This window comes from Lysobacter sp. HA35 (genome assembly GCF_054061195.1).
Genome location: NZ_JBSSDY010000001.1, coordinates 1,515,292 through 1,538,611 on the forward strand (window position 1 = coordinate 1,515,292; position 23,320 = coordinate 1,538,611).

22 protein-coding genes and 1 pseudogene are annotated in these 23,320 nt (G+C 68.3%); 14 read left to right on the top strand and 9 right to left on the bottom strand.

The features are described from left to right. Nucleotides 1–117: 117 nt before the first annotated feature. Entirely contained in the window at nucleotides 118–1,155 is a 1,038-nt protein-coding gene (locus ACVWZN_RS07415; RefSeq protein ID WP_027083343.1) for a type IV pilus twitching motility protein PilT, read from the bottom strand. 118 nt (nucleotides 1,156–1,273) lie between these two features. Here ACVWZN_RS07415 and ACVWZN_RS07420 point away from each other — a divergent pair, with 118 nt between their 5' ends. From ACVWZN_RS07420 to ACVWZN_RS07435, 4 genes are read left to right on the top strand one after another with little or no spacing between them, the layout of a single operon-like run. Beyond that, on the top strand, nucleotides 1,274–1,966 hold the full coding sequence (locus tag ACVWZN_RS07420; protein WP_456953249.1) for a YggS family pyridoxal phosphate-dependent enzyme: 693 nt from the start codon (nucleotides 1,274–1,276) through the stop codon (nucleotides 1,964–1,966). 3 nt (nucleotides 1,967–1,969) lie between these two features. Continuing rightward, the gene (locus ACVWZN_RS07425; RefSeq protein ID WP_027083341.1) at nucleotides 1,970–2,245 is read left to right on the top strand and encodes a hypothetical protein; all 276 of its coding nucleotides are present in this window, start codon (nucleotides 1,970–1,972) and stop codon (nucleotides 2,243–2,245) included. Between the two features lie 53 nt (nucleotides 2,246–2,298). Next, nucleotides 2,299–3,129, top strand: a complete 831-nt coding sequence (proC, locus tag ACVWZN_RS07430) for a pyrroline-5-carboxylate reductase (protein WP_456953250.1) — start codon at nucleotides 2,299–2,301, stop codon at nucleotides 3,127–3,129. A gap of 8 nt (nucleotides 3,130–3,137) precedes the next feature. Then, complete coding sequence (locus ACVWZN_RS07435) at nucleotides 3,138–3,599, top strand: DUF4426 domain-containing protein (protein WP_456953251.1); 462 nt, start codon at nucleotides 3,138–3,140, stop codon at nucleotides 3,597–3,599. 3 nt (nucleotides 3,600–3,602) lie between these two features. Here ACVWZN_RS07435 and ACVWZN_RS07440 read toward each other — a convergent pair whose 3' ends face one another. Both ACVWZN_RS07440 and pdxH read right to left on the bottom strand, forming a co-directional pair. Then, on the bottom strand, nucleotides 3,603–4,409 hold the full coding sequence (locus tag ACVWZN_RS07440) for an ABC transporter substrate-binding protein (RefSeq protein ID WP_456953252.1): 807 nt from the start codon (nucleotides 4,407–4,409) through the stop codon (nucleotides 3,603–3,605). Next, nucleotides 4,406–5,008, bottom strand: coding sequence for a pyridoxamine 5'-phosphate oxidase (gene pdxH / locus ACVWZN_RS07445; RefSeq protein WP_456953253.1), 603 nt, complete (start codon nucleotides 5,006–5,008; stop codon nucleotides 4,406–4,408). The genes ACVWZN_RS07440 and pdxH overlap by 4 nt, the downstream gene beginning before the upstream one ends. Nucleotides 5,009–5,025: 17 nt before the next feature. On the opposite strand from pdxH, the gene ACVWZN_RS07450 reads away from it, so the two are divergent. The 5 genes and pseudogenes from ACVWZN_RS07450 to hemE all read left to right on the top strand — a co-directional run bounded on the left by ACVWZN_RS07450 (nucleotide 5,026) and on the right by hemE (nucleotide 9,147). Next, nucleotides 5,026–5,871, top strand: coding sequence for a kinase (locus tag ACVWZN_RS07450; protein ID WP_456953254.1), 846 nt, complete (start codon nucleotides 5,026–5,028; stop codon nucleotides 5,869–5,871). Continuing rightward, a pseudogene (locus ACVWZN_RS07455) lies at nucleotides 5,868–6,344 on the top strand (shikimate kinase); the annotation flags it as partial. The gene ACVWZN_RS07450 and the pseudogene ACVWZN_RS07455, both read left to right, overlap by 4 nt. A 12-nt stretch (nucleotides 6,345–6,356) precedes the next feature. After that, nucleotides 6,357–7,496: a 3-dehydroquinate synthase gene (aroB, locus tag ACVWZN_RS07460; RefSeq protein WP_456954732.1), complete on the top strand. Its 1,140-nt coding sequence runs from the start codon at nucleotides 6,357–6,359 to the stop codon at nucleotides 7,494–7,496. A gap of 126 nt (nucleotides 7,497–7,622) precedes the next feature. Further along, nucleotides 7,623–7,874, top strand: coding sequence for a WGR domain-containing protein (locus ACVWZN_RS07465; protein ID WP_027083336.1), 252 nt, complete (start codon nucleotides 7,623–7,625; stop codon nucleotides 7,872–7,874). A gap of 196 nt (nucleotides 7,875–8,070) precedes the next feature. Further along, nucleotides 8,071–9,147, top strand: a complete 1,077-nt coding sequence (gene hemE, locus ACVWZN_RS07470; RefSeq protein ID WP_456953255.1) for a uroporphyrinogen decarboxylase — start codon at nucleotides 8,071–8,073, stop codon at nucleotides 9,145–9,147. On the opposite strand, the gene ACVWZN_RS07475 is transcribed toward hemE, so the two are convergent. Next, complete coding sequence (locus tag ACVWZN_RS07475; RefSeq protein ID WP_456953256.1) at nucleotides 9,134–9,553, bottom strand: hypothetical protein; 420 nt, start codon at nucleotides 9,551–9,553, stop codon at nucleotides 9,134–9,136. The genes hemE and ACVWZN_RS07475 overlap by 14 nt on opposite strands. Beyond that, on the bottom strand, nucleotides 9,550–13,077 hold the full coding sequence (locus tag ACVWZN_RS07480) for a two-component regulator propeller domain-containing protein (RefSeq protein ID WP_456953257.1): 3,528 nt from the start codon (nucleotides 13,075–13,077) through the stop codon (nucleotides 9,550–9,552). The genes ACVWZN_RS07475 and ACVWZN_RS07480 overlap by 4 nt, the downstream gene beginning before the upstream one ends. A 136-nt stretch (nucleotides 13,078–13,213) precedes the next feature. Between ACVWZN_RS07480 and ACVWZN_RS07485 the strand changes: the two genes are divergently transcribed. The 3 genes from ACVWZN_RS07485 to ACVWZN_RS07495 are packed head-to-tail and all read left to right on the top strand — an operon-like array spanning nucleotide 13,214 to nucleotide 14,948. Further along, complete coding sequence (locus ACVWZN_RS07485; RefSeq protein ID WP_456954733.1) at nucleotides 13,214–13,822, top strand: YceI family protein; 609 nt, start codon at nucleotides 13,214–13,216, stop codon at nucleotides 13,820–13,822. Next, the gene (locus ACVWZN_RS07490; protein WP_027083332.1) at nucleotides 13,819–14,400 is read left to right on the top strand and encodes a cytochrome b; all 582 of its coding nucleotides are present in this window, start codon (nucleotides 13,819–13,821) and stop codon (nucleotides 14,398–14,400) included. The genes ACVWZN_RS07485 and ACVWZN_RS07490 overlap by 4 nt, the downstream gene beginning before the upstream one ends. After that, on the top strand, nucleotides 14,397–14,948 hold the full coding sequence (locus ACVWZN_RS07495) for a YceI family protein (RefSeq protein WP_456953258.1): 552 nt from the start codon (nucleotides 14,397–14,399) through the stop codon (nucleotides 14,946–14,948). The genes ACVWZN_RS07490 and ACVWZN_RS07495 overlap by 4 nt, the downstream gene beginning before the upstream one ends. Before the next feature lie 164 nt (nucleotides 14,949–15,112). Here ACVWZN_RS07495 and ACVWZN_RS07500 read toward each other — a convergent pair whose 3' ends face one another. Next, nucleotides 15,113–15,343 (bottom strand): glutaredoxin family protein, encoded by a 231-nt coding sequence (locus tag ACVWZN_RS07500; protein ID WP_456953259.1) that lies wholly within the window; start codon nucleotides 15,341–15,343, stop codon nucleotides 15,113–15,115. A gap of 85 nt (nucleotides 15,344–15,428) precedes the next feature. On the opposite strand from ACVWZN_RS07500, the gene ACVWZN_RS07505 reads away from it, so the two are divergent. Beyond that, the gene (locus tag ACVWZN_RS07505; protein WP_456953260.1) at nucleotides 15,429–16,811 is read left to right on the top strand and encodes an L-serine ammonia-lyase; all 1,383 of its coding nucleotides are present in this window, start codon (nucleotides 15,429–15,431) and stop codon (nucleotides 16,809–16,811) included. A 90-nt stretch (nucleotides 16,812–16,901) separates the two neighbouring features. Continuing rightward, a complete protein-coding gene (locus ACVWZN_RS07510; RefSeq protein WP_456953261.1) occupies nucleotides 16,902–19,964 on the top strand; it encodes a diguanylate cyclase in 3,063 nt (1,020 codons plus the stop codon). On the opposite strand, the gene ACVWZN_RS07515 is transcribed toward ACVWZN_RS07510, so the two are convergent. The 3 genes from ACVWZN_RS07515 to metX are packed head-to-tail and all read right to left on the bottom strand — an operon-like array spanning nucleotide 19,965 to nucleotide 23,280. Further along, nucleotides 19,965–21,059: a homoserine dehydrogenase gene (locus tag ACVWZN_RS07515; RefSeq protein ID WP_456953262.1), complete on the bottom strand. Its 1,095-nt coding sequence runs from the start codon at nucleotides 21,057–21,059 to the stop codon at nucleotides 19,965–19,967. Then, the gene (gene metB, locus ACVWZN_RS07520) at nucleotides 21,059–22,255 is read right to left on the bottom strand and encodes a cystathionine gamma-synthase (RefSeq protein WP_456953263.1); all 1,197 of its coding nucleotides are present in this window, start codon (nucleotides 22,253–22,255) and stop codon (nucleotides 21,059–21,061) included. Before metB ends, ACVWZN_RS07515 begins: the two co-directional genes overlap by 1 nt. Next, nucleotides 22,252–23,280, bottom strand: coding sequence for a homoserine O-succinyltransferase MetX (gene metX, locus ACVWZN_RS07525; protein ID WP_456953264.1), 1,029 nt, complete (start codon nucleotides 23,278–23,280; stop codon nucleotides 22,252–22,254). The genes metB and metX overlap by 4 nt, the downstream gene beginning before the upstream one ends. Nucleotides 23,281–23,320: the final 40 nt, after the last annotated feature.

A 23,320-nucleotide genomic window follows, 5' to 3' on the forward strand; every position in this document is an offset into this window, starting at 1 on the left:
AACTCTCCGCGTGGCTCGAGGCAGCCGCCTCCGCGACCGGCCACCGCAGCGATGTATCCCCCGGTGCGCGCGGTGGCCCGCGCTCCGCGGTGCCCGCCCGAAGGCGGGCCGTCGACGTCATTCGAACAGGCGCTTGTCGCGCGCGTATTCGCGCGCCTGCACCTTGAGGATCAAACCACGCTTCACGAGGTCCTGCAGATGCTGGTCGAGCGTCATCATGCCCACCGACTGACCCGTCTGGATCGACGAGTACATCTGCGCGACCTTGTCCTCGCGGATCAGGTTACGGATGGCCGGCGTGCCGACCATGATTTCCCATGCGGCCGTACGACCGCCGCCGACCTTCTTCAGCAGCGCCTGCGAGATCACCGCGCGCAGCGATTCGGACAGCATCGAGCGAACCATCGGCTTTTCGCCGGCGGGGAACACGTCGATGATGCGGTCGATGGTCTTCGCGGCCGAGCTGGTGTGCAGCGTGCCGAACACCAGGTGGCCGGTTTCCGCGGCGGTCAGCGCGAGGCGAACCGTCTCGAGGTCGCGAAGCTCGCCGACCAGGATGTAGTCCGGGTCTTCGCGCAGCGCCGAGCGCAGGGCTTCGTTGAAGCCGTGGGTGTCGCGGTGCACTTCGCGCTGGTTGATCAGGCACTTCTGCGAGGTGTGCACGAACTCGATCGGGTCTTCGACCGACAGGATGTGCGCGTACTCGTTCTTGTTGATGTGGTCGAGCATCGCCGCCAGCGTGGTCGACTTGCCCGAACCCGTCGGGCCGGTGACCAGGATCAGGCCCTGCGGCTGGTTGATCAGCTCGCGGAAGATCGGCGGCGTCGCCAGGTCTTCGAGCGTCAGCACTTCCGACGGAATCGTACGGAAGACCGCCGCGGCGCCGCGGTTCTGGTTGAAGGCGTTGACGCGGAAGCGCGCCAGACCCGGGATCTCGAATGAGAAGTCGACTTCGAGGAACTCTTCGAAGTCGCGACGCTGCTTGTCCGACATGATGTCGTAGACGAGCGCGTGCACCTGCTTGTGTTCGAGAGCCGGAATGTTGATGCGACGGACGTCGCCGTCGACGCGGATCATCGGCGGCAGTCCTGCCGACAGATGAAGGTCCGACGCCTTGTTCTTGACCGAAAAGGCCAGCAGCTCGGCGATATCCATGCGTTTCCCCGTGAAGCGATCGAGCCCCGAATCCATGCGGTCTGGCCGCATGGACCCCCTCGGGGCAGTATAGGGCCCCGCAACGCCCCGGCAACGGCCGGTTCCCGAGGTCACCGACGTGCTCGCCGACGCCCTCCGCGAGGTCTCCGAAAGCCTTTATAGCGCGGCCACCGCGGCGCAACGCCCCGTACCGACGCTGGTCGCCGTTTCAAAACTGAAACCTGCGACTGCGATCGCGGAACTGGCGGCCCTCGGACAACGGGACTTCGGCGAGAACTACGTGCAGGAGGCCATGCGCAAGCGGCAGGAACTCGATGCCGCAGGCCTGTCCCAGCCCGGCGTCTGGCACCTGATCGGCCATCTGCAAAGCAACAAGGCGAAAGAGGCCGCCGCCCTGTTCGACTGGGTGCAGACGGTCGACCGGCCGTCGATCATCGATGCCCTCGCCCGCAATCGCCGCGACGACCAGCCACCGCTGAACGTGCTGCTGCAGGTCAACATCGACGACGAGACCAGCAAGCACGGCTGCCGCCCGGACGACGTGCCGGCGCTGGCCGCCGCCGTCGAAGCGCAACCGCGGCTCGCGCTTCGCGGCCTGATGATCATTCCGACGCCACATCCGGACCCGGAAGCACGCCGTCCGGCGTTCCGCACCGCCCGCGAACTGTTCGACGCGTTGCGGGCCAAGCATCCGTCGGTCGATACGCTGTCGATGGGCATGAGCGACGACTACACGCTCGCGATCGCCGAAGGGGCCACCATGGTGCGCGTGGGCTCCGCGCTGTTCGGCGCCCGTCCGACGAAGGCCTGATCCATGACGCACAAGCTGCACCGCATCGTCGTTACGTTCTGGATCGCCGCGGCGTTCGGCGGTGTCGGTCTGCTGGTGCTGATCGCCGCGATCACCGCCGCGTCGATCGGCTTCGGCCAGTGCGGCCCGAGTGCGGTCGACGCGATGGAACCGGGTTGCCGGGCCGGCGCGCGCCTGCTGATGATCGCGTTCGGGATGCTGTCGATCGCGCTGGTGTTCGGCGCGGTCAGCCTGACGATGCTATGGCGCGAACGCCGCCACCGCCGGCAGATGCAGTGATGCGCGCGCATTGCGCCGGCTATCCTGCCGTGGCCCACGAACCGGAGTCGCCGATGACGCACGCGTCCGAAACGCAAACGATCGCCTTCATCGGCGGCGGCAACATGGCGCGCAGCCTGATCGGCGGACTGTTCGCGCAGGGCCGTGACCCGAAGACGATTCGCGTCGCGGAGCCGGTCGATGCGTTGCGTGATGCGCTTGCCCGCGATTTCGGTGTGCATGCCGTCGCCGATGCGAAGGATGCGGTCGACGGCGCATCGACCTGGCTGCTCGCGGTGAAGCCGCAGGTGATGCGCACCGTCTGCGATTCGGTGGCGCACGTCGCTGCGTCGAATCCGTTGGTGATCTCGATCGCCGCTGGGATCAGCGCATCGCAGCTCGACCGCTGGCTCGGCGGCGGACGCGCGATCGTACGCGCGATGCCGAACACGCCGTCGCTGATCGGCCAGGGCGTCACCGGCCTGTTCGCGACGGACGCCGTGTCGCCCGAGCAGCGCGACACCGCCTCCGCCCTGCTCCGCACCGGTGGGCCGACCACGTGGATCGACGACGAATCGCTGATGGACGCGGTGACCGCGGTATCCGGCAGCGGCCCGGCTTACGTGTTTCTACTCGCCGAGGCGATGCAGGCCGCGGCTGAGCGGCAGGGTTTACCGAAGGAAACCGCCGCGCTTCTCGTTCGCCAGACGATTGCCGGCGCGGCCGCGATGCTCGCGCAGCCCGGCGAAACACCGGACGTGCTTCGCGCCCGCGTGACGTCGCCCAACGGCACCACACAGGCGGCGGTCGAGACGCTGCAGGCCGGCGGTTTCGATGCGCTGCTCGACCGCGCGATCGAACGCGCCACCGAACGCGGCCGCGAACTCTCCGCGGCGAACGATTGAGCGACGCCATGCGTAACACAGCTCTCGCCATCGCCCTTCTCGCACTCGCCGCGTGCAGCAGCGACGCACCGCCTGTGACCGCAGCGGCCTCGAGCGCGCCGCAGGAAGCCGAAGCGCGTGTCGGCGACGTCGTCGTGCATGCGAGCGTCGTGCAGACGTCGACGCTCGACGAAGCGGTCGCACGCGAATACGGGCTCGAGCGATCGGATCGCTCCGCGATGCTGCTGGTCAGCGCTCGTGACGCCAAGGGCGACGCACCGTCGTCGAAGGTCGACATCAGCGCGACGGTCGCGCCCGTCGGCGGTGTGGCGCAGCCGATCGATCTGCGCGAAGTGCGCGTCGGCGATCTCGTCGACCACGTCGGCACGGTCGATATCGCGCCACCAGAAGCGCTGAAGTTCGACGTGACCGTGCGCTACGGCAGCGCGACGTCGACGATGTCGTTCACGCGCGACGTCTTTCCGCGCTGACGATCAGGCGCGTTTCGCCGCCCAAGCCTGCACGATGCGCTGGATCTCGCGCACGCCATCCGTGAGCGCGGCGGGGCCGGGCTGAAGAATCAGCGGCGACTTGATCTCGTGCAGTTCGCCGTCGCGCACCGCCGGCACGTCCTGCCAGCCGGGCCGTGCGACGACCCGCTCGGGCCGGAACTTCTTGCCACACCACGAGCCGATGATGATCTCCGGCGCGGCATCGATGATCTCGCGGTCGTCCGCGATGATGCGGTTCTTCGCGAGCGATTCGACCGATCGCGCCGGCAGCAGGTCGATGCCGCCCGCGATGTCGATGAGCTCCGCCACCCAGCGGATGCCGGTGATGATCGGCTCGGCCCACTCTTCGAAATAGACCTTCGGCCGGACCGGTAGCGCACGACCCGCGGCACGGATGTCATCGAGGTCGCGCGCCAGCGAATCGGCATACGCACTCGCGCGATCGCCCACGCCCACCAGCGCGCCGAGCCGGCGAATGTAGTCGAGGATGCCGTCGACGCTGCGATGATTGCTGATCCACACCTCCACGCCGCGACGGATCAGCTCCGCAGCAATATCAGCCTGGATGTCCGAGAACCCGACGACGAAATCCGGCGACAGCGCAAGGATCTCGTCGATCTTCGCACTGGTGAACGCGCTGACCTTCGGCTTCTCCTTGCGCGCTTTCGGCGGCCGCACGGTGAAGCCGCTGATGCCGACGATGCGCTCGTCCTCACCCAGCGCGTACAGCGTTTCGGTCGGTTCTTCGGTCAGGCAGACGATACGGCGCGGACCGCTGCGCACCGTCACGGATAGAGCATCCGCTTGCTCCAGTCGCCGGCGACGTCGCGCTCGTAGAACCAGCGCTCGTGCAGGCGGTACTGCGCGCCGTACCAGAACTCGATGCGGCGCGGCTTGACGCGGAAGCCCGTCCAGCCAGCGGGACGCGGCACGTCGCGGCCGGAGAATTCGCGCTCGACCTGTTGCAGGCGCCCTTCGAACGCTTCGACCGAATCCAGCGTGTCCGATTGCAGCGACGCCCACGCGCCGAGCTGGCTGCCCCGCGCGCGCGAAGCGAAATAGGTATCGGCTTCCTCATCGGCAACGATCGAGACGTCGCCCTCGATCCGCACCTGCACGCCGTTGCGCAGCCGCGGCCAGTGGAACAGCAGCGCCGCCTGCGGGTTGGCCTGCAGTTCGCGGCCCTTGCGGCCTTCGACATGCGTGTAGAACACGAAGCCGCGCGCGTCGTGCGCCTTCAGCAGCACCATGCGCACCGATGGGCGCGCATCGAGCGCGGCGGTCGCCAGCGACATTGCCGTGGGATCGGGCTCGCCGGCCTCCGCGGCCTGCACGAACAGGCGTTCGAAGGTGGCGAGGGCTTCGGCAAGCAGGGCATGCGTTTCCATGGCGCTATTGTGCGGGCATGGCCCATGCGCTGCACGTCGACGGACCGGACCCCGCATTCGTCGAGCGGCTGCTCGATGTGGCGCTCGCATCGCGGGATCGCCTGTTCGCGATCGCGGGCTTGCAGGGCAGCGGTAAGTCGACGCTGGCGGCGCGGATGGTCGACCTCGCGGCGTCGCGCGGACTGCGTGTCGTCGCGTTGTCGCTGGACGACTTCTATCTCGACCGGCCGCAGCGCCTCGCCCTCGCCCGTGATGTGCACCCGCTGCTGGCCACGCGCGGGCCGCCGGGCACGCATGACGTGGAGTTGATGATCGAGACGTTGGATGCGCTTCGTGACGGCCGCGCCGTACGCGTGCCGCGCTTCGACAAGCTCACCGATCGGCGACTGCCGGAAAGCGACTGGCCGCATGTCGACCGTTGCGACCTCGCCATCGTCGAGGGCTGGTGCCTCAAGGTTCCGGCGGAGGATTCGACCACGCTCGCGACGCCACTGAATGCAGTGGAACGGGACGAGGATGCGGACGGCACGTGGCGCGAGTACTGCAACGACGCGCTCGGCCGTGACTATCCGAAGCTGTGGTCGCGGCTGCCGCATCTGCTCTGGCTGGCACCGCCGAGCTTCGATGTCGTGCCCGAATGGCGCTGGCAGCAGGAGTGCGCGTTGCGCGACGCACGGCCGGACGTCGGGGGCATGAGCCGCAGCGAGATCGACCGCTTCGTGCAGTTGTTCGAACGCACGAGCCGCCGGGCCATTGCAACCTTGCCCGGCATCGCGCAACACGTCGTCCATCTCGACGCGCAACGACGCCCCGACCCGGACGACGTCGCCAGGCTGCGGCCTCCGCCTACAATCGACGCATGAACCGTTCGCGCAACTGGGTGCTGGTCGGTCCGACCGGTGCAGGCAAATCGACCGTGGGCGCGCTGTTCGCGGCGCGACGCGGGCTGCGTTTCGTCGACCTGGACGCGCTGATCGAAGCGCAGGCTGGACGCCGCGTTGCCGAGATCTTCGCAACCGACGGAGAGGCCGCGTTCCGCCAGCTCGAATCGAGCGCGCTCGCAGACGCACTAACGAACGATGGCGTGGTCATCGCGACGGGCGGCGGCGTGGTGCTCGACGAAGCGAACCGTCGCCGCATGCGCGAGTCGGCGAGGGTCGTGCATCTACATGCCGAGATCGCGTCGCAGCTTGATCGTCTTCGCGATGCGACCGACCGTCCGTTGCTTGCGCGTGCCGACCGTGACGAAGTGCTGCGCGACATGGCCGCACGTCGCACCCCGCTGTATGCCGGGATCGCGGACCTGCGTATCGACACGGCATTGCTGGATGCGGACGAAGTCGCCGAGTTGCTGCATGCAAGCGCACCGGTCACCGCAAGCGACACCGCGCCGCGCCACGTCGACGTCGAGAGTCCACGCGGCCCCTACCCCATCCACATCGGCGCCGGCCTGCTCGCAGACGGCGCCGCGCTCGCGTCGGCCATCCGCGGCCGGCACGTGCTCGTCGTTACCGATGCAAACGTAGCGCGGCTCTACCTGCCGGTGCTCGATGCAACGCTGCGACGCATCCGGCCCGACGCGCACATCGCAACGCTCGTACTGCCGCCGGGTGAATCGGAAAAGACGCTGGACCGCTGGCGCGAGGCGATCGACGCTCTGGCGAAGTTAGGGGCGACGCGCGATGCCACAGTCGTGGCGCTGGGCGGCGGCGTGATCGGCGATCTCGCCGGCTTCGCCGCCGCGTGCTGGATGCGCGGCGTCGACGTGGTGCAGCTGCCGACGACACTGCTGGCGATGGTCGACTCGTCCGTGGGCGGCAAGACGGCGGTCGACCTGCCGGCCGGCAAGAACCTCGTCGGCGCGTTCCATCCGCCGTCGGCCGTGATCGCCGATACGTCCACGCTGGCGACGCTACCAACGCGCGAGTTGCGCGCAGGACTCGCCGAGGTCGTGAAGTACGGCGCGATCTTCGACGCCGGCTTCCTCGACTGGATCGAAGCGCGCGTCGATCTGCTTCTGTCGGGTGACGCGACGGCGACAGCCGAGGCCGTCGAACGCTCGTGCCGCTACAAGGCCAAGGTGGTCGCCCGCGACCCGTTCGAGCGCGGCGACCGTGCGCTGCTCAACTTCGGCCACACCTTCGGCCACGCGATCGAGACCGAGCAGGGCTACGCGGGCGCGGCCGGCGGTCTGGTGCACGGGGAAGCCGTTGCGGTCGGGATGGTGCTCGCGGCGCGGTTGTCGGCAGCGCTCGGGCGCGCGCCTCTCGCCGATGCGGAACGCCTTGAGCGCCTGCTGGCGTCCCTGGGGCTCCCGACCCGCATCCCGGCCGGGCTCGAACCGCCCGCCCTGCTCGATCGCATGCGTCTGGACAAGAAGGCCGACGCCGCCGGGCTGCGCTTCATCCTCTGGGACGGCGCCGGCCACGGACGGATCGTGCGCGACGTGCCGGATGCCGAGGTGCTGGACGTCCTCGCCGCCGGCTAACCGGACCGTCGCTCGCGCATGGCGAACGCTCGCCATGCGGCTCCGCCCGACGGCCGGGGACGAACCAAAGCGACGTATTCATCCCGTCGGAGCCGAATATCCGGCCGCGCGGCTACAATTCCGCCGATGCGATTGCTCCTGCAACAACGCCCTGAAGGCCGCGAAGCGCCGCGCTTCGTCCAGCTCATGCTCCAGGCCGACCTGCTCGGCGGGTGGACGCTCGTGCGCGAGACCGGCCAGATCGGCGGCAAGAGCACCGTGCGCCGCGAGCAGTACCTCGACCAGCAGTCGGCGATCGCCGCGCTCGAAAATGCACGCGACACCCAGATCAAGCGCGGTTTCCAGTTGATGTTTGCCGAGGGCGCGGCTCCGCGCTGACGGGCTGCATCCGGGCGGGCAGCCGACACGGTGCGCCCGCACGTTCGGTCGGACAGGACAGTCCGAACCGGAAATGCATCGCCGCGAAGGCAGCGTCGATCGGCAGGATGCGACGTCTCGCGTCGCGGCCACGACGGACGCACCCGCTTTACCGTCCCTGTTCCGCCCGACCTTTCCGACTCGAAGCGACGTTTCCATGACCTACGCCCCGCTCCAGAACGATCGCTTCCTCCGCGCGCTGCGCCGCGAATCGGTTGATCGCACGCCCGTGTGGCTGATGCGACAGGCTGGTCGCTACCTCCCGGAATACCGCTCGACCCGCGCCCGCGCTGGCAGCTTCCTCGCGATGGCGAAGAACCCGGAGCTTGCGTGTGAAGTGACACTGCAGCCGCTCGAGCGCTTCCCGCTCGACGCCGCGATCCTCTTCTCCGACATCCTCACCGTGCCGGATGCGATGGGCCTCGGGCTGTACTTCGTCGAAGGCGAAGGCCCGAAGTTCGAGCGCCCGGTGCGCACCGCGGACGACATCGCCAAGCTCGCGGTGCCCGACGTCGGCACCGAATTGCGCTACGTCACCGACGCGGTATCGCTGATCCGTCGCGAGCTCGGCGGCCGCGTTCCGCTGATCGGCTTTTCCGGCAGCCCATGGACGCTGGCCTGCTACATGGTCGAAGGCGGCGGCAGCAAGGACTTCGCGCGGGTCAAGGCGCTCGCGCTGAACGATCCGGCGGCGATGCACCGCCTGCTCGACGTCACCACCGATGCGGTCATCGCCTACCTCGATGCGCAGCGCATCGCCGGCGCGCAGGCACTGCAGGTGTTCGACACCTGGGGCGGCGTGCTATCGCCGGCCATGTATCGCGAGTTCTCGCTGCGTTACCTCGAACGCATCGCCGGCGAACTGCCGCGCGGTGAAGGCGAGGACGCCGCGCCGCTGATCCTGTTCGGCAAGGGCAATGGCGCGTATCTGGAAGACCTCGCCGCGACCGGTGCGGAAGGAGTCGGCGTCGACTGGACCGTGGACCTCTGTGACGCCGCGCGTCGCACGGGTGGCCGCGTCGCGCTACAGGGCAACCTCGATCCGGTGACGTTGTATGCGTCGCCCGACGCGATCCGCGGCGAAGTCGGTCGCGCGCTCGACGCGTACAAGGCCGGCAACGGCGGCTCGCGCGAAGGGCATGTCTTCAATCTCGGTCATGGCATGTCGCCCGACATGAATCCCGAACACGTCGCCGTTCTGGTCGACGCCGTGCACGAGCTCAGCGCGCGCTGAGCAGGCGGACGTAGGGCCAGAACACCAGAGCGCAGCCGACGACGAACAGCGCCAGCGACGCGACCTGCGCGCGGCGCCATGTCGAGAGGAACGTCATCGGCACGCCGGACGCCTGCATGCGGCGGTGTCCGACCTGCGCGGTGAGGACACTGGCCAGTATGGCGACGACGACCAGCGCTACGGCAATCAGCGCGCGGTGGTGCGGGCGCGCCATCGTCAACAACACGTAGCCCACGGCGCCGATCGCGAAGATTGGCAGCAACGCGACCACGGGATTCGGGCCGGCGCGCTCGATCAGCAGCAGCGCATCGCCGTCGAGTCGGCCTCGCGCGCGCGTGATCAGCGCGGTGACCAGCAGCACGCTGGCGAACCACGCGCATAGCCCGATGAGTTGTGTCGTGGTCATGCTGGAATCCCCCTACCCACGCGAGCCAGCGCCGACGCGAGCATCGCGCCGGTAACAGGTTTGCGTACGAAATCGTCGAAGCCGGCATCGCGTGCGCGCGGCTCCGACTCTGCGTCGGCGCGCGCGGTGACCGCGACCAACGGCGCGGTGAACCCATGTGCGCGCAGCTGCCGCGCGAGCGCGAAGCCATCGAGACCCGGAAGATCGAGGTCGAGCAGGCCGACATCGAACGTCGCGACGCGCGCTTCGGTCAGTGCGGCGAGGCCGTGCGGCACGTGCAGGACGCGATGGCCCTGTGCACGCAGAAGGCCGGCGACGACATCGGCAACGATCGGGTCGTCCTCGACCAGCAGGATCGACAGCGCACGCGCCGGCGCGGTGATCGACGTCGCTTCCGGTGCATCGTCCGGCAGCGCTGCTTCCTGCAACGGCAGGTCGAGGTGGAATGTCGACCCGACGCCGGGCGTGCTTTCCAATCCGATTCGCCCGCCCATCGCTTCCGCGAGTTCCGTGCTGATCGCCAGCCCGAGCCCGCTGCCCCCGTAGCGCGCGGTCGTGCGTGCACCATCGGCCTGCTGGAAACGACGGAACAGCTTCGCGCTCTGCTCGGCCGACAGGCCGGGGCCGGTATCGATCACGCTGAAACGCAGGCCGGCGTCGAGTCGCTCGACACGCAACGTCACACCGCCACGTTCGGTGAACTTCTCGGCGTTACCGAGCAGGTTCAACAGGATCTGACGCAGACGGTTGCAGTCGCCCCGTACGCCGCGCGGCACGTCGTCGGCGATGTCGAGTGCGAACGTGCGATCGCGTCGACGCACCAGCGGGCCGACCAGCGACGCCACGTCGTGCAGCACGCGGTGCAGGTCGAACGGCGCGTCGTCGAGTTCGAGTCGGCCCGACTCGATACGCGCGAGGTCGAGTGCGTCGTTGAGCAGCCGCAGGAGGTGTTCGCCGGCGCCACGGATTGCACCGACATAACCGCGCTGCGTACCGTCGAGCGGTGTGTCGAGCAGCAGTTCGGTCATGCCGAGCACGCCCGTCATCGGCGTGCGGACCTCGTGACCGAACGTCGCGAGGAAGCGTGTCTTCGCAGTCGACGATTCTTCCGCCAGCATGCGCTCGTGCTCCATGCGATCGAGCTCATGGCGGCGACGCAGGCGCGCGCGGTAAGTGATCGCGAATGCGACCAGTGCGACGACACCGAGCAGCACGAACACCCCACGCGCGAGCCACGTCTGCCACCACGGCGGACGCACGACGAAGGCGATGTCGCGCGGCGCGGACCAGACCTGGTCGGCGGTGCGCGCGATGATCCGCAGCCGGTAATCGCCCGGCGGAAGCTGCGAGAACACGCGTTCGCCATCGGCGCCTACATCAACCCAGCCGCGGTCGAAACCGAACAGGCGGAAGCGGTAGCCGTTCGCGCCGGCGTTGTTGAACGCCATCAGGCGCGCACGCACGCGCAGGTCGCGGTCGTCGTGCGCGATGCGGATTCGGCTGTTCGGATCGAGCGCAACGCGGCTGCCGCCGTGGTTCACATCGACGACTTCGAGCTGCAAACGCGGCGCGCGCGTTTCGGGCCGGACGACGGCGGGATCGAACACGACCAGACCTTCCGGCGAGCCCACGAGGATGCGGCCATCGCCGGGACGCGCGATCGGCGCACCGGCGAATTCCTGACTGGGCAATCCGTCGTGCACGCCGTAGACGCGCGTGCGGCGCGCGACGGGATCGACACGCACCAGGCCGCGCACTGTCGTCGCCCAGATGTGACCCGCGGTGTCGACCACCAGCCCGCTCGGCGCGATGCGTGGAAAACCGACGTCCGCGCCCAGCGTGTCGACGCGCACGAGGCGCGCACCGTCGACGCGGTAGTGCTCGACCGCACCGAAGCGCGCGAGCCACGGCTCGCCGGCCGCATCGAACGCTACGCCGTGTACTTCCGATGAGTCGACGCCTGCGACCGGCACGGCTTTCATGCTCGCGCTGTCGATCGAATACAAACCGGCCGACGCCGTGATCCACACGTCGCCCTTCGGCGTGCGAACCAGCCCGTTGACCGTCGTGCCGCGCCCGAGGCCGCGGCCGTCGCCCGGCGCCAGCGTCGCGCGAACACGGCCGTCGGGTTCGCGCGCCTGCACGCCGCCCTCGCCTGCGGTCCAGATCAGGCCGTCGTCGCCCTGCAGCAGCGACGGCGCTTCGCCCGGCAACGCGCCGTCGTGCATGGCCGCGGCCCAGCGCTGGATCGCATGCGTCGCCGGCTCGATTCGCGCGATTCCGTCGTAATAGGTGACCCAAACGCGCCCGTCGCGGTCCTCGATCACGCCGTTGAGGATGACGCCCTGCGCGACATCGCCGAACACGTGCTGGACGGCGCCGGTCTCGCTGTCGAAACGATCGAGCACGCCACCGCTGCCGACCAGCCAGATGGAACCGTCGCGCGATGGCGCAATGCCGTTGACCTGCGCGTTCGCCAGCGACTTCGGATCATCCAGCCGACGCGCGAGCACCGAGAACTGGCGCCAGCGCGGCGGCAGGTACCAGAGCCCGTTCGTATTGCTGGCGAACCAAAGGCCGCCTTCGTGATCTTCGCGCGCGTCGACCCATGCGGGCCGCACCAGGCCCTGCGATGCTGCGCTGTACAACGCGACCGGCGCGACCGCGCTTTCTCCTTCGACCCCGAGTCCCTGCGGAATGTCGAACCAGTGCGTGCCCGCGCGATCGCGCAGAAGCATCTGCAGCAGCTGGCCACCCGTCGATGTCCATGTCGGCGCGACGATCCGGCCCCGCGCATCACGTTCGACAAGCCCATGCGGCGTACCGATCCACAGGCCGCCGTCGCGATCGGGCGTCATGCCATTGATGACGGGCGACGGCAGCGACGATGCATCGTCGCGCTCGAAGTCGCGGCCGGTCCATCGCGCAATGCCATTGCTCGTGCCGACCCAGAGCGTGGAGCGCTGCACGACGAGTTTGTGGATGTCCGGCGCCGGCAGGCTGCGCGCATTGCCCGGCACCGGCATGAAACGTTCGATGCGGCCGTCGTGCAGGCGATGCAGGCCAGCGTCCGCGGTGCCGAACCAGACGCTGCCGTCGGGCGTGGATTCGATCGCCCATATCTCGACGCCGCCGACGTTCGGCGTGCGTCGGTCGTACCAGGTAAAGTGCTCCCGCGAGGCGTCGAGCATGGCGAGCCCGGCCGTGCGCGTGCCGATCCAGACGCGGTCCTGCGCATCGACATGCACCGCCCAGACGAAGTTGTCGTGCAGGCCCTGTTCGACGCGCCAGACGCGGAAACCCACGCCGTCGAAGCGCGCGAGTCCGTCGCTCGTCGCGATCCACAGATAACCGGCGCGGTCCTGCGCGATGCCATTAATGCGGTTCGACGGCAGCCCATCGGCGACGGTGTACTGCCGCGGTCGCGGTGTTTCAGGCAGTCCCGCCTGCGCGGCGCCGGTCCATAGCGTCGCCGTAATCCCGACGAGCAGGCCCGCGGCCACGGTGATCCATCCAGTGCGCATCCTGCATCTCCCCGGCATCCCCGGCCGTAAGGCTCCACGATCACGCCCGCGCGGGCAACCGGCGTGGAACATCCCGTTGCGCCGGCCTCCACGGCCGCTCACGCGCCGCGTGCCTAGAATCGTCGCGACACCGAGGATCGCCATGCACCGTCGCCTGCTGCTTGCCGTGCTGTTCGTGCCGACGCTCGCGTCCGCCGAGCAGTTCGCGATCGATCCCGTGCATACGCGCGTGATGGTGGCCGCGTCGCACGCCGGTTTCTCGCAGGCGATCGGCGTGGCATCGGACGCGACGGGTCGCGTCGATTTCGACGACGGCTGGTCGAACGCGAAAGTCGACGTGACCGTGCCGCTGCGCAAGCTCGACTACGGCGACCCGGGCTGGACACGCGCCGTGCAGGGCCTGCTCGATACCGACAAATTCGCCGACGCGCACTTCGTCTCCGATCACGTAACGCCGCGCGACGCCACGCATGCCGAGATCTGCGGAACGCTCAAGCTGCACGGCGTGTCCAAACCGCTGTGCATGGACGCGACGCTCAACGCGCTGAAGCGCCACCCGATGCCGCCGTTCCGACGCACCGCCGGATTCTCCGCAACCGCGAAGCTCGATCGCTTCGACTACGGCATCGAGAAGTGGCCAACGGTGATCGGCCGCGATATCGAACTGCGCATCGAGATCGAAGCCAGCCGCGGTATCGGCGCGCCTTCCACCGACACGAAACCTGACGAGACCCCAACCCCATGAGTCGAACGCCGTCGCTGTTGCCCGAACGCTGGGGCGCGGTCAGCCAGCTGTTTCATTGGACCTGCGCCGCGCTGATCATCGCGCTCGGCTCGATCGGCCTGTACATGACGGAGCTGACCAGCCCGCTGTCGAAGATCCGCATCTATGCGCTGCACAAGTCGCTGGGCCTGACGCTGCTCGGACTCGTGCTGCTGCGCCTGCTATGGCGCTGGACGCACAAAGTGCCCGGCCCGATTCCCGGCACCGCGCGCCATCTCAAACTGGCTGCCGACGGCATGCACGGTGTGCTGTACGCAATGATGATCGCGATGCCGCTCACCGGATGGCTGATCAATTCGACGTCCGGTTATCCGCTGAAGTGGTTCGGTCTGGTCAGCGTGCCGGCGATCGCTTCGAAGAGCGAGCCGCTCAACGCGATCGCGAAAAACCTGCACGAATACGGATTCTGGCTGCTGGTCGTGCTCGTGTGCGGGCATGTACTCGCCGCGCTCTACCACCACATCTTCCTGCGCGACTCGACGCTGCATCGCATGATCCCGTCGCGTCGCCGCACCACGCTTCCGGAGAACCACCCATGATCCGTTCGCTCGCACTGTGCGCCGCGCTGCTACTACCGGGCGCAGTCCTCGCCGCCGACTACGTGCAGGCGCCGGGTTCCACGCTCACGTTCGCAACGCAGTACGACGGCGAAGCAGTCGCCGGCCGTTTCCCGGTGTTTGCCACGCATCTGCGTTTCGATCCGGCGAAGCCCGACGGCTCGCGGCTCGACGTCGTGATTCCGCTCGGCGCCACAACCATCGCCGACAAGGATCGCGACACCACGCTGCGCAGCCCGGACTTCCTGGACGTCGCCAAATTCCCGCAGGCGCGTTTCACGTCGACGAAATTCCGCGCGCTGGGCGGCGGTCGCTTCGCCGCGGATGGACAACTCGCGCTGCGCGGCGTCACGCGCCCGGTCACGCTGGTCTTTACCTGGACGCCCGGTGCGCAGCCGGTATTGAACGGCAGCGCGACGGTGAAGCGTTTGGACTTCGGCATCGGCGGTGGTGACTGGGCAAAGCCGACCCTCATCCCGAACGAGGTTCGGGTGAATACGAAGGTCGTGTTCTCGCCTGCGGCAAAATAGCGGGATCAAGCCAGCAAGGATGCTGACGATGCATGTTCCGAATCGAAGTCCCATGCGCCGTCGTCTGCGACGTGGGCGTGTCGCCGTCCGCATTCTGCTTCTGGCTGCGGTGACAGCACTGCTCTCGATGGCGGCATCGCGCGGCGGCGGCTGAACTGAAGTCGCTAGCGTCCGACCAACGCCGTCACCGCGGCCACGTCGAACGGCCAATCGAGCTCGGTTCCCGCGTCCGAATCGCGCAGCACCGGCACGCGCGCGCCGTACTCGGCTTCCAGCGCATCGTCGTCATCGATGAAGACGCTTTCGAAGTCGGGCAGGCGCGCGGCGGCGAGCACCTCGAGCGCGAGGTCGCAGAGGTGGCAGTCGTCGCGCTGGAAAAGGATGAACCGGCTCATTCGGATGCGCTGCAGTACGGAAATGCCGTGGGCGGTACGGCCGTAGAATAGCGGTCTCCCCTTATCGCACTGCGCTGGAGCCACGGTGGCCGTCAGCACCTTCGACCTGTTCAAGATCGGCATCGGGCCGAGTTCGTCGCATACCGTCGGGCCGATGCGGGCGGCGGCGCGCTTCGTCGAGCGCTGGCTGGTCGAGAACGGCGAGCTGCAGCGCACGGCGCGCGTTCGGGCGGAAGTGTTCGGGTCGCTGGCGCTGACCGGCCGAGGGCATGGGACCGACAAGGCGGTGCTGATGGGCCTCGAAGGCCATTGGCCGAACCAGATCGACCCGGACGTCATCCCGGCGGCGCTGGAACGCATACGCGCGACCAAGCGCATCCTGCTGCACGGCCAGCACGAGATCGGCTTCGACGAGAAGCACGACCTCATCATGAACAAGCGCCAGAAGCTGCCGTTCCACACCAACGGCATGCGCTTCACCGCGTACGACGCGCAGGGCGAAGTGATCGCGACGCGCGATTACTACTCGGTGGGCGGCGGCTTCGTCGTCAACCAGGACGAGGCCGCGGAAGACCGCATCGTCGCCGACGAAACGGACCTGCCGTATCCGTTCTCGACCGGCGACGAACTGCTCGCGCAGTGCGAGCGCACCGGCATGTCGATCGCGCAGCTGATGTTGGCGAACGAGCAGGTCTGGCGCTCGCCGACCGAGATCGAAGCCGCGCTCGATGAGATCTGGGCGGCGATGCAGAGCTGCGTGGCGCGCGGCATTCGCGAGAGCGGCACGCTGCCGGGCGGCCTGCATGTCGCGCGTCGTGCTCCGGCGCTGCATGCGGAGTTGTCGGGCAAGCCGGAAGCAGCGATGCGCGACCCGCTCACCACGCTCGACTGGGTGAACCTCTACGCGCTCGCGGTGAACGAGGAAAACGCAGCCGGTGGTCGCGTGGTCACGGCACCTACGAACGGCGCGGCCGGCATCATCCCGTCGGTGCTGCACTACTACGACCGCTTCATTCCCGGCGCGAACATCGCCGGCGTGCGCACCTTCCTGCTGACGGCGTCGGCAGTCGGCATCCTCTACAAGGAAAACGCGTCGATTAGCGGCGCGGAAGTCGGCTGCCAGGGTGAGGTCGGCGTGGCGTGTTCGATGGCTGCCGCTGGCCTGACCGCCGCGCTCGGGGCGACGCCTGGCCAGATCGAGAACGCGGCCGAGATCGGCATGGAGCACAACCTTGGCCTGACCTGCGACCCGATCGGCGGACTGGTGCAGATCCCGTGCATCGAGCGCAACGCGATGGGCGCGGTGAAGGCGATCAACGCCAGCCGCATGGCGATGCGCGGCGACGGCAAGCACAAGGTCTCGCTGGACAAGGTCATCAAGACCATGCGCGAAACCGGCCGCGACATGCAGGACAAGTACAAGGAAACCAGCCGCGGCGGCCTCGCGGTCAACGTGATCGAGTGCTGAGAAACGCGACGCACGTCGCCCTCAGCCCTGCGCGGGCGTGCCGATAAGACCTCTAGCGGGATGCCCGCCCGAGGGGAAACGGCCGTCGTAATGCGCCTTCTCACGCTTCTTCTGCTGATGATCGGCCTGGTCTTCGCGCCGGCCGCGGGCGCGCTCGAACCGGGCAAGGCGTTCCATCACTACGTCCGCGATGACTGGTCGATCCAGCAGGGGCTGCCGCAGATCAGCGTGCTGGCGCTGACGCAGGACCGCACCGGTTACCTGTGGGTCGGCACGCAGTCCGGCCTCGCCCGCTTCGACGGCATCGAATTCCACGTCTACACGCCCGACAACACGCCCGGCCTGCCCGGCCCGTGGATCCGCGCGCTGCTGACCGGCCGCGACGGCCGCGTCTGGATCGGCACCTACAAGGGCCTGTCGGTCTACGACGGCCACGGCTTCACCGCCATCCCCGCACCGAACGGCGCGCCGCAGCTCGACATCACGGGCCTCGCGACCGACGCGCAGGGCGGCATCTGGGTGACGTCGATGTCGGGCGTGTTCCGCGTGATCCGCGACCGGCTCGAACCCGTCGCGGGTGCGCCGCAACCGGCGCAGGCGCCGCTGCCGCGCGACGACGGCCTATGGGTCGGCGGTCGCGGCGCCGTCTGGCATCGCCTGCCGACCAGCCGGTGGGAACGCCTCGCCCTGCCCGATTCGGCATCGGATGCGCAGGTCAATCGGCTGATCGCGTCGCAGGGGTCGCTATGGGCGGCGACGTCGCGCGGCCTGTTCCGGCGCGTCGCCGACGGCTGGGTTGCCTACGACGAGGACGCCACGCTCGCGCATGTTCCGGTCGACATGCTGTTCGAGGATCGCGACGGGAATCTGTGGGTCGGCGGCGACTTCGGCCTGGCGCGGCTGCGCGATGGGCACGTCGCGGAAATGATTCCGGTCGGCGCGCCCGGCGGCTTCCCCGGCCTGCGTTCGGCATTCGAGGATCGCGAAGGCAACCTGTGGCTGGGCAGCCAGTGGGAAGGCCTGGTGCGCGTCTGGAGTTCGTGGACGCGGCGCTACAGCACCGCCGAAGGTCTGACCGACCGCATTGTCTGGTCGGTGTCGAAGGATCCGGACGGCCGCGGCCTGTGGGTCGGCGGCAACGACGGCGTCAGCCTGCTGACCGGCGGCCACTTCACACATGTGGTCGCGCCGGGCGACCTGCCGCATCCGCATGCCTACAACCTGCTCGCCGAACACGGCCGGCTGTGGATCGGCACGCGCGGCGGCCTTCGTGTTCTCGACGCCGCCGACGTCAAACCAAAGGCACTGCCGGCCCTCGCAGCGATCGGCGGCGCGCAGATCAACGCACTCGTTCGCGCGCACGATGGCGCGCTGTGGATCGGCACGCCGGAAGGCCTGTTCCGCTGGAATAACGAGCAGCTGCAGCGCTTCGACGAGCGCAACGGCTTGAGTGACGCGCGCGTGCGTTTCGTCGTCGACGAACCCGCCGGTCTGCTGGTCGGCACGCAGAACGGCCTGTTCGTGCAGCGCGGCGACAGCTTCGTGCGCGATCGCGACCCCGGCCTGCCGCAGGCGCTCGACGTCACCGCGATCCATCGACTCGCCGACGGCCGCCTCGTCATCGGCACGCTCAACGAAACCACGTACGTCAAGGACGGCCACCGCTGGCACGATCTCGGCGTAGCGCACGGCGAACCCGCCAACGCGCCGTTCTTCTTCGCCGAGGACGACGGCTATCTCTGGACCGCCGGCCTGCGTGGCATCAGCCGTGTACTCGCGACCGACATCGCCGACTACGTGACCGGCCGTGCGCCGCGCGTGCGTGGCGAGATGCTGCTCAACGAACGCGGCGATCGTCTCGCCGGACAGCAGGGCTATTGCTGCAATGGCGCCGGCACGTCGAAGGGCGTGCTCGACGGCAACACGCTCTGGCTTCCGACGCGCGATGGCGTGGTGTCGATGGACACGCGTGCGATCCACAAGAACCCGGTGGCGCCCGGTGTCGCGATCGAGCGCGTGCAGATCGGCGACAACTGGCGCGACGCCTGGCAACTGCAGGGCCGCGCGTTCCCCGACGGCGCGCGCGACGCCACGTTCGAATTCACCGCGACGTCGTTCGTCGACCCCAAGAGCGTGCAGCTGCGCTATCGACTGCGCGGCTACGACCCCAACTGGGTCGACGCCGACGTTGGCGTGCGCCGCGCGCGCTACACCAACCTGCCGCCGGGCCAGTACGTATTCGAAGTGACGGGCAGCAACAACGCCGGCGTGTGGGCGAAATCACCGGCGACGTTGATGTTCTCGGTGCCGCCGCGCTTCGTCGAAACCGGCTGGTTCATCGCACTTTGCGGGCTCGGCCTCGCGTTGCTGGTGTTCGTCGGCTATCGCATCCAGCGCTATCGCTTCCAGCGCCGCCAGCAGGAACTCGAAGACATCGTCCTGCAGCGCACCGAAGCGCTCGCGCAAGCGAACCGCCAGCTCGAGGAAGCGAGCCACACCGATCCGCTCACTGGCCTGCGCAATCGACGCTACATCGGTGCGCAGCTGCCGGCCGACCTCTCGTTCTACGACCGCCAGATCGACAACGGTCCGGTGAACGACAAGGCGATGCTGTTCGCACTGGTCGACATCGACCACTTCAAGCAGGTGAACGATCGCTACGGCCATCGCGCGGGCGATCTCGTGCTGCAGCAGCTCGCCGAAGTGCTGTCGAGCCTCGTGCGCACCGGCGATTACGTCGCGCGCTGGGGTGGTGAAGAGTTCCTGCTCGTGTTCCGCCCCATGCCCGAACGCAACGTGTCGACCATCGGCGAACGCATCCAGCAGGCGGTCGCCACGCATCCGTTCGACCTGGGCAACGGCATGGTGTTGCCGGTCACGTGCTCCGTCGGTCTGTCGCAATACCCGATCGTGCGCACCGACGATGGCGCGCGCTTCGGCTGGGAGGCGATGATCGAACTCGCCGACCAGGCGCTGTATTACGTCAAGACGAATGGCCGCAATGGCTGGGCCTCGTTCCGCCCCACGCCGCTGACCGACCTGCGCGAACTTGTCGACAACATGCATCGCGACCTGTCGGCGATGCTCAATCGCGATGCGTTGCGCATCATCGGTCGCATCGCGGGACGCCCGGTCGGCGCAACGATCGAATGATCACGTGCTGCGGACGATCCGCAGCACGTCGTCGAGCAAGGCCGCTGCCGTAACGCCCGCGCCAGCGCCGGGCCCTTGGATGACCAGCGGTTGCGCGTCGTAACGGTCGCAGCGAATCGCGACGCGGTTGTCGGTGCCCTGCCCTGCAGCGAGCGGATCGTCAGGCGCGAGCGATTCGACGCCGACTCGCGCACACACGCGGCCGTCGACGACTTGGAACCGCGCGACGTGGCGCAATTTCTCCCGGTTTTTGTACGCGTGCTGGTAGCGCTCGCGCAGTGGTGCGTCGAGCGCGTCGAGCGCGTCGTCGACTTCGTCGGCTGTACAGCGCGCAAGCACGTCGGGCACCAGCGATTCGACCTGCACATCCTCCGAATCCAACGCGAGTCCGGCGGCGCGCGCGAGGATCAGCAGCTTGCGGCGTACGTCCTCGCCCGAAAGGTCCTCGCGCGGATCCGGCTCGGTGTAGCCGGCGTCGCGCGCCTGTCGCACAAAACCGGAAAACGGTCGCAGCCCGTCATAGGCGCCGAACAGCCACGCCATCGAGCCCGAGAGCACGCCCGCGATGCCGGTGATCGCGTCGCCGCCGTCGCGCAACGCTCGCAGGCTCCGCAGCAGCGGCAGGCCCGCACCGACCGTCGCGGCGTCACCGTACTGCGTGCGCCCGGCGCGGCAGGCGGACTGGATCGCCTGCCAGCGCGCGAGCGACACGCCCTGCCCGAGCTTGCTCGCGGTCACCACGTGCACGCCTTGCGCGAGCCAGTCGGCGTGGCGTGCCGCGACCGATTCGCTGCCGGTTGCGTCAATGACGATCGCGGGGGATGCGCCGTCAAAGACGTCGAGTACAGCGTGGTGATGTGTCGATGCTGCTGTGACAAGGCGATCGCGCGCAGTCGACGCCTCGAAACCCTCCGCGTCGGAGATCGACCGTCGCGAATTTGCCACATGTACGAGCCGCAGCGACGGCAGCGTGTCTCGCAAACGATCGATCCGCTGCAACAGCGCGCTACCGACCGTGCCGACACCCAGCAACGCGATCTCCGCCGCCGCCTCGCGTTTTCGCGGCGCCGCGATCGGTCGTGCCAGCGCTTCCATCAGGCGGCCGCCGTTTCGCGTCGACAGGCATGGCGCACGCGCGCCAACCCGGCTTCGATGTCGTCGAGCAGATCGTCCACATGCTCGATGCCGACCGACAGTCGAACCAGACCATCACCGATACCTGCGGCGCGGCGCGCTTCGGGCGACATCGCCGCATGCGTCATCGTCGCCGGATGCGCGACCAGGCTTTCGACGCCGCCCAGGGACTCGGCGAGCGTGAAGCACTGCAGTCCGTCGAGAAACGCGCGCACGCCGGCTTCGCCGCCCTGGAGTTCGACGCTGAGCATTGCACCGAACCCGGTCTGCTGACGCACCGCGAGCGCATGGCCCGGATGCGACGCAAGCCCCGGGTAATACACGGTGCGCACCGCATCGTCATCCGCAAGTCGTGCGACCAGAGCCTCTGTGTTTTCCTGATGGATGCGCAGCCGCGCATCGAGGGTGCGCAGGCCGCGGAGCGTCAGGAAGCTGTCGAACGGGGCGCCGGTCAGGCCGAGCGCGTTCGCCCACCAAGTCAGTCGCTCATGCACCGCGGCGTCGCGAGCGACCACCGCACCGCCGACGACGTCGCTGTGACCATTGATGTACTTGGTCGTCGAGTGCACGACGACGTCGGCACCGAACGCAGTTGGCTGCTGCAGCGCGGGCGACAGGAAAGTGTTGTCGACCACCGCGAGTGCGCCGGCCGCATGCGCGGCGTCGATCGTCGCGCGCAGGTCCGTGATGCGCAGCAGCGGGTTCGACGGCGTTTCAATCCACACGATGGCCGCGCCGTCGGCCAGTGCGGCATCACGCGACTCCGCGCGCGTCAGGTCGGCGGTCACCAGTTCGAACACGCCTTTCGCGGCGAGCGCGTTGAACAGCCGCCAGCTTCCGCCGTAGGCATCGTGCGGAACGATCACCCGTCCACCTGCGGGCACCAGCGCGTGCAGCACCAGCGTGATCGCCGACATGCCGGTCGAGGTGATCGTGCCGCCAACGCCGCCTTCAAGTTCCGCCAGCGCTTCACCCAGCAGGTCGCGCGTCGGATTGCCACTGCGCGTGTAGTCGTACGCGCGTTTTTCATTGAAGCCGGCGAAGGAGAAGTTCGATGACAGCACCAGTGGCGGCGTCACTGCACCGAACGCGGTGTCGCGATCGATGCCTGCGCGTACGGCGACGGTCGCGCGACGGGTGGGGCGTGACGCGCTCATGCCAGCGCCTCCGCAGCCAGCGCTTCGTCGAGGATGGCGGCGATCGCCTCGGGTTCCTTCAGGAACGCGTCGTGGCCGTACCGCGAGCGCAGTACACGGAGCCGCGTTTCACCTCTTAGGCGTTGCGCGAGTGCATACGCATCCGCGAGCGGAACAAGGCGATCCTGCTCGACGGCGACCAGCGTCACCGGCGCGGCGATCGATTCCGGGGAAACGTCCTGCAGATCGATCGATTCGGAGAGTCGCAGGAACGCAGTGACCGGCGTGCGCGACGCATACGCCTGGCCCGCGTAGTCGAGATAGTCCTCGGCCGGCACGTGTACGCGACCATCGACAACGCGCGCTGCGCCGAAACGTTCGTCGAATTCTTCCGGCGTGCGATAGCTCAGCAGCGCGAGCTGACGCGCCAGCACCAACCCGTCGACGCCATCGCATTGCACCGCACCGAGTTGCACGGCGCGCCGTTGCAGTGCGCGCCACGCGCTCGAGAACGGGTGCGCGCGATGCACGCCGCTGATCGCGACGAGGCGCTGCACGCGCGCGGGATGCCGCGCCGCCAGCTGCAGCCCGACCATCGCGCCATACGAACTGCCGACGAACGCGTGCAGCCGGCGGACATACAGATGATCCAGCAGCGCGGCGATCGCATCGGCCTGATCGGCAGGATCGATCGGCGCATCCAGTGTGCCGTCCGCGCCGAGCCAGTCGAACGACACGACGCAATGCAGGGTGGGATCGATCGCGCGGTCGACACCGGCCTGCGCGTCCCACCAGCCACGCGCCGGGTCAGCACTATTCGCAGCGACATGGCGATGCGCGGAAATACCGCCGGCAACGAACACGGCGGGAAGCGATGTATCGCCGGCCACCTCGTAGCGCAGCCGCACGCGGCGCGCGCCGGCATGACGCAGCACGAGGTCAGCATCGAACTCGCCGCGGCGGGCGGCGGGCAACGTGGAGAAAAGTTCGGATTCGGCGGCCTGAAGCGGCGCGTCCGCGATACAGAAATTCGAAACAAGGCTCATGACGGGGCTCCGGACGAAACGGGGCCATCGAGCCTGCGAG

What these genes read in the sequence shown, in the direction of transcription:
- proC (WP_456953250.1), top strand. Translation starts at nt 2,299, where the DNA reads ATGACGCACGCGTCCGAAACGCAAACGATCGCCTTCATCGGCGGCGGC.
- ACVWZN_RS07415 (WP_027083343.1), bottom strand. Translation starts at nt 1,155, where the DNA reads ATGGATATCGCCGAGCTGCTGGCCTTTTCGGTCAAGAACAAGGCGTCG.
- ACVWZN_RS07465 (WP_027083336.1), top strand. Translation starts at nt 7,623, where the DNA reads ATGCGATTGCTCCTGCAACAACGCCCTGAAGGCCGCGAAGCGCCGCGC.
- ACVWZN_RS07510 (WP_456953261.1), top strand. Translation starts at nt 16,902, where the DNA reads ATGCGCCTTCTCACGCTTCTTCTGCTGATGATCGGCCTGGTCTTCGCG.
- ACVWZN_RS07500 (WP_456953259.1), bottom strand. Translation starts at nt 15,343, where the DNA reads ATGAGCCGGTTCATCCTTTTCCAGCGCGACGACTGCCACCTCTGCGAC.
- ACVWZN_RS07495 (WP_456953258.1), top strand. Translation starts at nt 14,397, where the DNA reads ATGATCCGTTCGCTCGCACTGTGCGCCGCGCTGCTACTACCGGGCGCA.
- ACVWZN_RS07480 (WP_456953257.1), bottom strand. Translation starts at nt 13,077, where the DNA reads ATGCGCACTGGATGGATCACCGTGGCCGCGGGCCTGCTCGTCGGGATT.
- ACVWZN_RS07490 (WP_027083332.1), top strand. Translation starts at nt 13,819, where the DNA reads ATGAGTCGAACGCCGTCGCTGTTGCCCGAACGCTGGGGCGCGGTCAGC.
- metB (WP_456953263.1), bottom strand. Translation starts at nt 22,255, where the DNA reads ATGAGCGCGTCACGCCCCACCCGTCGCGCGACCGTCGCCGTACGCGCA.
- hemE (WP_456953255.1), top strand. Translation starts at nt 8,071, where the DNA reads ATGACCTACGCCCCGCTCCAGAACGATCGCTTCCTCCGCGCGCTGCGC.
- ACVWZN_RS07425 (WP_027083341.1), top strand. Translation starts at nt 1,970, where the DNA reads ATGACGCACAAGCTGCACCGCATCGTCGTTACGTTCTGGATCGCCGCG.
- ACVWZN_RS07475 (WP_456953256.1), bottom strand. Translation starts at nt 9,553, where the DNA reads ATGACCACGACACAACTCATCGGGCTATGCGCGTGGTTCGCCAGCGTG.
- pdxH (WP_456953253.1), bottom strand. Translation starts at nt 5,008, where the DNA reads ATGGAAACGCATGCCCTGCTTGCCGAAGCCCTCGCCACCTTCGAACGC.
- metX (WP_456953264.1), bottom strand. Translation starts at nt 23,280, where the DNA reads ATGAGCCTTGTTTCGAATTTCTGTATCGCGGACGCGCCGCTTCAGGCC.
- ACVWZN_RS07515 (WP_456953262.1), bottom strand. Translation starts at nt 21,059, where the DNA reads ATGGAAGCGCTGGCACGACCGATCGCGGCGCCGCGAAAACGCGAGGCG.
- ACVWZN_RS07435 (WP_456953251.1), top strand. Translation starts at nt 3,138, where the DNA reads ATGCGTAACACAGCTCTCGCCATCGCCCTTCTCGCACTCGCCGCGTGC.
- ACVWZN_RS07450 (WP_456953254.1), top strand. Translation starts at nt 5,026, where the DNA reads ATGGCCCATGCGCTGCACGTCGACGGACCGGACCCCGCATTCGTCGAG.